The 6140-nt window shown below is 58.5% G+C and carries 8 protein-coding genes; 2 read left to right on the top strand and 6 right to left on the bottom strand.

What is annotated here, in order from left to right; translation table 11 throughout:
- Window positions 1-1218, top strand: a 1218-nt coding sequence (locus ACE3OH_RS18100) for a class I tRNA ligase family protein (protein WP_374356407.1), incomplete at its 5' end; no start/stop codon positions are given.
- A complete protein-coding gene (gene lspA / locus ACE3OH_RS18095; protein WP_374356404.1) occupies window positions 1211-1714 on the top strand; it encodes a signal peptidase II in 504 nt (167 codons plus the stop codon). The genes ACE3OH_RS18100 and lspA, both read left to right, overlap by 8 nt.
- Window positions 1715-2341: 627 nt before the next feature.
- On the opposite strand, the gene ACE3OH_RS18090 is transcribed toward lspA, so the two are convergent.
- The 6 genes from ACE3OH_RS18090 to ACE3OH_RS18065 all read right to left on the bottom strand — a co-directional run.
- The gene (locus ACE3OH_RS18090) at window positions 2342-2896 is read right to left on the bottom strand and encodes a hypothetical protein (protein WP_374356401.1); all 555 of its coding nucleotides are present in this window, start codon (window positions 2894-2896) and stop codon (window positions 2342-2344) included.
- A 64-nt stretch (window positions 2897-2960) separates the two neighbouring features.
- Complete coding sequence (locus tag ACE3OH_RS18085; protein WP_374356398.1) at window positions 2961-3335, bottom strand: hypothetical protein; 375 nt, start codon at window positions 3333-3335, stop codon at window positions 2961-2963.
- A 16-nt stretch (window positions 3336-3351) separates the two neighbouring features.
- On the bottom strand, window positions 3352-3765 hold the full coding sequence (locus ACE3OH_RS18080; RefSeq protein ID WP_374356395.1) for an ankyrin repeat domain-containing protein: 414 nt from the start codon (window positions 3763-3765) through the stop codon (window positions 3352-3354).
- A 13-nt stretch (window positions 3766-3778) separates the two neighbouring features.
- Window positions 3779-4294, bottom strand: coding sequence for a hypothetical protein (locus tag ACE3OH_RS18075; protein ID WP_374356392.1), 516 nt, complete (start codon window positions 4292-4294; stop codon window positions 3779-3781).
- A gap of 23 nt (window positions 4295-4317) precedes the next feature.
- Complete coding sequence (locus ACE3OH_RS18070) at window positions 4318-5337, bottom strand: NAD-dependent epimerase/dehydratase family protein (RefSeq protein ID WP_374356389.1); 1020 nt, start codon at window positions 5335-5337, stop codon at window positions 4318-4320.
- A gap of 33 nt (window positions 5338-5370) precedes the next feature.
- Window positions 5371-6140, bottom strand: a 770-nt coding sequence (locus ACE3OH_RS18065) for a PLP-dependent aminotransferase family protein (RefSeq protein ID WP_374356386.1), incomplete at its 5' end; no start/stop codon positions are given.

The raw sequence follows: 6140 nt of genomic DNA, 5'->3' as shown, positions 1-6140 counted from the left end.
GGCGAGGAGGCAAACGACTACCGCAAGCTGAACGACACCCTGGATGTGTGGTTCGACTCCGGCTCCACCCATTTTGCCGTGCTCAAGCAGCGGCCAGAACTGGCTTGGCCGGCCGACCTGTATCTGGAAGGCTCCGACCAGCATCGCGGCTGGTTCCAGTCCTCCCTGCTCACTGGCTGCGCCACCACCGGCCGTGCGCCGTACAAGCAGTTGCTCACCCATGGCTTCGTCGTCGATGGCAAGGGCGAGAAGATGTCCAAGTCCAAGGGCAATGTGGTGGTGCCACAAAAGGTGATCGACCAGCTCGGCGCCGACATGCTGCGCCTGTGGACCGCCAGCACCGACTACTCGGGCGAGATGAGCATCTCGGACGAGATCCTCAAGCGGGTGGCCGATGTATACCGCCGCATCCGCAATACCCTGCGCTTTCTGCTGGCCAATCTCAGCGATTTCGACCTGGCGCGTAATGGCGTGGCGGTCGACCAGATGCTGACCATCGACCGCTATGCACTGGTGATGGCCAAACAGTTCCAGGATGAAGTGCTGGTCGATTACGGCCGCTACAGCTTCCACACTGCCATGCAGACGGTGCAGCACTTCTGTGCCGACGATCTGGGTGGCTTCTATCTCGACATCCTCAAGGATCGCCTCTACACCACCGCTGCCGACAGCCCGGCTCGCCGTTCGGCGCAGACTGCGCTCTACCACATCACCCAGGGCCTGGCCCTGCTGCTGGCGCCGGTGCTGAGCTTTACCGCCGATGAGGTGTGGGCCACCCTGCGCGGAAACGAGGACGACAGCCCGCTGCTGCATGCCTGGCACACCATCCCGCAACCGGCAGACGCGGCAACGCTGGCCGGCGACTGGGCCAAGCTGCGTGAACTGGTGGCACAGGCCAAAAAGGATATGGAAGTGCTGCGCGAAGCCGGCAGCATCGGTTCCAGCCTGCAGGCCGAGCTGACCATTACCGCCGATGCGACCCTGCACCCCTTGCTGGCGGCATTGGGCGACGATCTCAAATTCGTGCTGATTGTCTCCAAGCTCACCCTGCAAGCCGGTAGCGACAACAAGATCGACGTCGCCGCCTCCAGCGCCGCCAAGTGCGAGCGCTGCTGGCACTACCGCAGCGAAGTTGGCAGCCATGCCGAGCACCCCAGCTTGTGCAGCCGCTGCATCAGCAATCTGTTCGGTGCCGGCGAGGGTCGCATTCATGCTTAAGCACGGCGCAGTGCGCTGGTATGCGCTGGCCGCCTTGGTGATCGTGCTCGATCAGGCCAGCAAGCTATGGATCACCGCCAACTTCCAGCTGCACGAGGTGCGGCAGGTCACCAGCTATTTCGACCTGCTGCTCACCTATAACCCTGGCGCCGCCTTCAGCTTTCTGGCCAATGCCGGTGGCTGGCAGCGCCATTTCTTCACCGTATTGGCGCTGGTCGTGTCGGCGGTACTGGCGCGCATGCTGTTCAAGGAATACGGCAAGCGGCGCCTGGCACTGGCGCTTTCGCTGGTGCTAGGCGGCGCGCTGGGCAATGTGATCGATCGCATCGCCTATGGCCATGTGATCGATTTCCTCAGCTTTCATGGCGCGATCTTCAAGCTGGTGCTCGGCACGCCCTACTTCCCGGCTTTCAATCTTGCCGACTCGGCCATCTGCGTCGGCGCCGGCCTGCTGGTGCTCGATAGTGCGCTGAGCCCGAAGCCGGCCAAGGCTTGAGACAAGCGAAATCGCGTTTGCAGTGGTCCGCACCGACCCACAGAGCGCTTCGCGACATGCTTGAGAAAACCTGCGGCACACCATCCAGCTGAAAGCGCGGAATACGCACTTGCAGCTCAGGAGGAACCCGCCATCACCCCGATGGCGGGTCGCCGCACACAGCCGAGCCCTTCATTTGCTGTGAAACGCAAGGCTGTCGATATCCGTTCAACCGCACCGGCATGCCGGTTTTCAAACAGGCATCGCCGCACCGGCTACTGCAGCCCCGCTGCGGCGGCGCCACGCTGCCTATCTGCCGTCCTGCTCCGCTTTGTCGGCGAAGTCGTGCGCGCCAGCCTGAAGCAATCCCGGGCGGGGACGGTAGCGCATGCGGCGCTTGGAAGCAGTGCGCCTAGCCCATAAAGGAATCACCGCAGCAAGGGAAGCGACGATCCCGATCGAGTTATCGGCTAGCATCGCCGATCTGGTGAGCCCGGGCCGTAAGCGACATCAGCCGATTCCTTTTCGCTACTCAACTCCCCCTCCGCCCCACACTTTGCCCAAGAAAACCTCGCTGGTGGCACATCCTTAGTTAATTCAGCGCGCCTGACCATCGACCGCGCCCGCCAAAACGACTATCAAGTTTAACTAATCGGGCTGCTGCCCCTCCCGAGAATCAGCCGAGCCGGCGACTCGAGTCCGGTTCGAATGTTTGAGATGAAAGGACACGAGGTGAAACCCGAGAAACAGACAGGGTGCAACCGTCAAAACCTCCATAATCACGGCATCAAACCCAAACTGCGAAGATTGGCCGCCCACTAGAGGAATCAGCAGAAAGCTGGCTACGCCCGCAATGGTCCCGGAGATAGGCCAGAATCTCGCCACGCGTATATTAACCACCCAGCCAAGGGACATGACTACATGGCATAGCCAGGCATAAAGCAAAACGGCGTAGATAATATTGCCGCGAAATACCTCAGCAATCGCCATCATGCTAAACAACAAACCATATCCCGAAAGCAAATAGCAAACACCAACGACCAATAAACGTGCCAGCGTTTTGCCCAATCCTAGGGAGTTACGCCCACCCAGCCCGGCGTCGGCGGCATTCTCGCTTTCAGTTGCACGAACAGCCAAATACGGAATAACAAGTGGGAGAGCGCAGATTGCCGCAAAAATCAGCAACATCAAAACAATATCCATCCCTACACATCCTTTTCAACTCAACATTATTCACAAATACCAGCTGCAAGACAGCCCCAAGACTCTAGTCGACGTACCATTCAATTAAACCCAAGGGATCCGTAGCAATATTTAAGAAAATAAGCAACCAAACACCCGCACCAACTAAAGTCAATCTCCATCTATTTCGGTCATTTAACGAGAACACAGTCACAACAACCCAAAGTACAAGTGCAAAAAATTGAACCGTAAATGAAAATTCAATTGCCACATGGTAGATTTCATAAAACGCCAATTCCTTTGGATCAGGCTGATCATACACCGGCCATCGACCAAGATGGCAGCTGGCGTGCAAAGCAAAGAGCAATAAAGGAAGCCCTAGCGCGAGACCCAGCCACGGCAGATAGCGCAAACCTAGGTATTTGGCTCGCCCGAAATGTTTTTTCGGTATCATACTCAAGCAAATCCAGACCAATTTAGACGACTTCAATGAATTTGTACCCATGCCGATGAAAAGCCCGTTTAATCTTTACGAAGGTTTTTCGTGGCACATCTGCACGCCGGATTGCATCCCAGCACCAAGCAATATCGGGCACCACCCCCATACCTAGCAATAAGTATACCATTTCTACATGACCAGAACAGCAGGCTTCCGCCAAGGCATAGTCAGAATACTCAGCGCCACAATCCTTCAAAAGCGTTATTATTTCGAGATTATTTTCCACAGCAAACCATTCCAGCACGGTTTCCCCAGAATAGTTCTGGCATTTCAAAAGCGCCGACTCTTCTCTGAGCATTTGGGCCACAGTGTGCGGTTGGTACAGCACGGCTTGGTATAGACGGTCGAAACCGTAGTCTTTTCTCTCTATTGCACTCATTGAATTATCCATGCCACGTTAATCATCACTGTAGGCCCTTAGTCTTTGCGGCGAGTGAGGCCCACTCTCGCTTTGGCTGCAATCCAACTGAGGCAACAAACCCCTCCAGCCCCCCATATAAGGCCCAAGGCGGTGTCGCCTTAGTACCACCCCACTCAACCTGACCGCACACAAAGCACACCTCCATGGAATCGATCTTTTTCCCTGCCTGATAAAACTCGATCCGGTGATGAGCCTCAATAATGCAGGCCGGGAAGGCATTCTGGGTTTCTGGCGGCAGTGCCATAATCATCGATTGAAAACGATCCTTTTGCTGCGCCGTGAGTTGTATGCGCCGATAGGCTATTTCTTCCAGTGGAATCTGCTCGCCCTTTTGTATTTGGAATAAGTCATAGGACGAAGAATGCTCGACTAGCACAATCCGATCGGCCTTGCCGATCAAATTTCCTAGGTCAGCCAAATATTGCTTACCTGAGCTGTCGGACTGGACGCAGCCACACAGCATCGCAGCAGCTAACAGGGCGCCAAACAGCTTGTTCATAGATCTATCTCCCTGCTGCCCCGCTAAACCAAACCCAACGCCACCAAACTCTCCGCCATCGCCGGTGCCGATTCTTCGACACCGCGAAAGCTGATGCCCAGTGCCGCCCGAGTCAGGCTATTGTCGATATTCACCTCGTGGCCCAGATCGGCGACGATGCCGCGGGCGGCGGGGTCGACCTGGGCCACCAGGCGGATCATAAAGTTGGGCAATTCGAACGACGGTACCTTGCGCGCTGCCGGGCCGAGCTTTTGTTTGATCGGTCGCATCATGTCGATAAACCAGGCCGAGCCGGATACGCCGAGATAGCGGCCGCCACTGGGCTGCTCAGTCTCCAAAGCCAGGCGGTGCATCAGGGCAATATCGCGCACATCGACCACCGGGAACGACAGTTTCGGGCAGCCCGGATATTTGCCGCGCAGGAACATGCGGATCACCTCGCCCGAGCTGCCGATATCGTTATCGAGCAAGGGGCCCAGCACAAAGCCGGGGTTGACCGAGGCATAGTGGATATTGGCGCCGGTTTCAGTCAGATAATCACGGGCGGCGCGTTCGGCCAGGGTTTTGGAGCGCATATAGGCGCCGATATCCGGGCCGTCTACCGTCCAGTCGGCCTCGGTGAATGCGCTGCTGCGATCACGCGGATGGCCGCCCAGCACCGCAACCACCGATGAGGTCTGCACAAAACGCGGCACCTTGGCGGCAATGGCAGCTTTGAGCACCCGCAAGCTGCCATCCACCGCCGGGCGTATCAGTTCTTGCGGGTCTTTCGGGTCGCTGACCGGAAACGGCGAGGCCAGGTGCAGCACGCCCGCCCCCCCGGCACAGGCCTCGGCCCAGCCGGCATCGGCCAGCAGGTCGGCATTGACCAGCTCCAGCTGGCTGGTATCGGCGTATTTGGCCAGGGTAGCGCGCACCTCGTCCGCCTTGGCGCTGCTGCGTACCGTGCCGCGCACCCTGTAGCCATGGTTCAGCATCTCGATGGCGCAATGCTTGGCGATAAAGCCGGAAATGCCGGTGATCAACACGGTGGGCTGCGTCATAAGGTCCTCGGGTATCCATTCGGTGAGTTGGATTCAAGCTGCGCTAGCGGCCAGCTTGCTGCGTGCCGCATTCAACACCTCGGCCAGCATTGCTACCGCCTGCGGCAGCTCGGCATCGCTGAGGCCGCCATAGCCTAGCACCAAGCCGGGAAACGGCGGTGCAGCATGGCAATAGGCCGACAAGGCGCTGACCGATATACCGCGCAGCGCCAGCTCGGCGCAAATCGCCTCACCATCAAGCCCATGTGGCAGGCGCAGGGTGACATGCATGCCGGCGGCGCCGCCAAGCAGCGCAAAACCGGACGGATCATTGGCATTATCCAGATCACAAGCCAGCAGGCGCGACAGCAAGGCACGTAGCCGACGCTGGCGCTGCGCATAAATGCTGCGCATACGGCGTAGATGCCGGCTGAAATGGCCTTGTTCCATAAAGTCGGCCAGCGCGCCCTGCAGCAGATAGTCGCTTTCGCGATGCAGACGTGCCTGCAAGGCGATCAGGGGTTCGACCAGGGCGGGCGGCAGCACCATATAAGCGAGACGCAGGGCCGGGAACATCACCTTGCTGAAGGTGCCGAGGTAGATCACCCGCCCCTGCCTATCCAGGCCCTGCAAGGCAGCCAGCGATTCGCCATGGTGGCGGAACTCGCTGTCGTAGTCGTCTTCCACCACCCAGGCGCCAGATTGCGCCGCCAGCTCCAACAAGGCCAGCCGGCGCGGCATCGACATGACGCTACCCAGCGGATACTGATGGGCGGGCGAAACATAGATCAACCTGGGTGAGCGATAGGGCTGCGCCTCCCAGT

The sequence above is a fragment of the Chitinimonas sp. genome, assembly GCF_041904975.1.
Taxonomy (GTDB): domain Bacteria; phylum Pseudomonadota; class Gammaproteobacteria; order Burkholderiales; family Chitinimonadaceae; genus Chitinimonas.
This window is presented reverse-complemented; position numbering and strand designations above follow the sequence as displayed.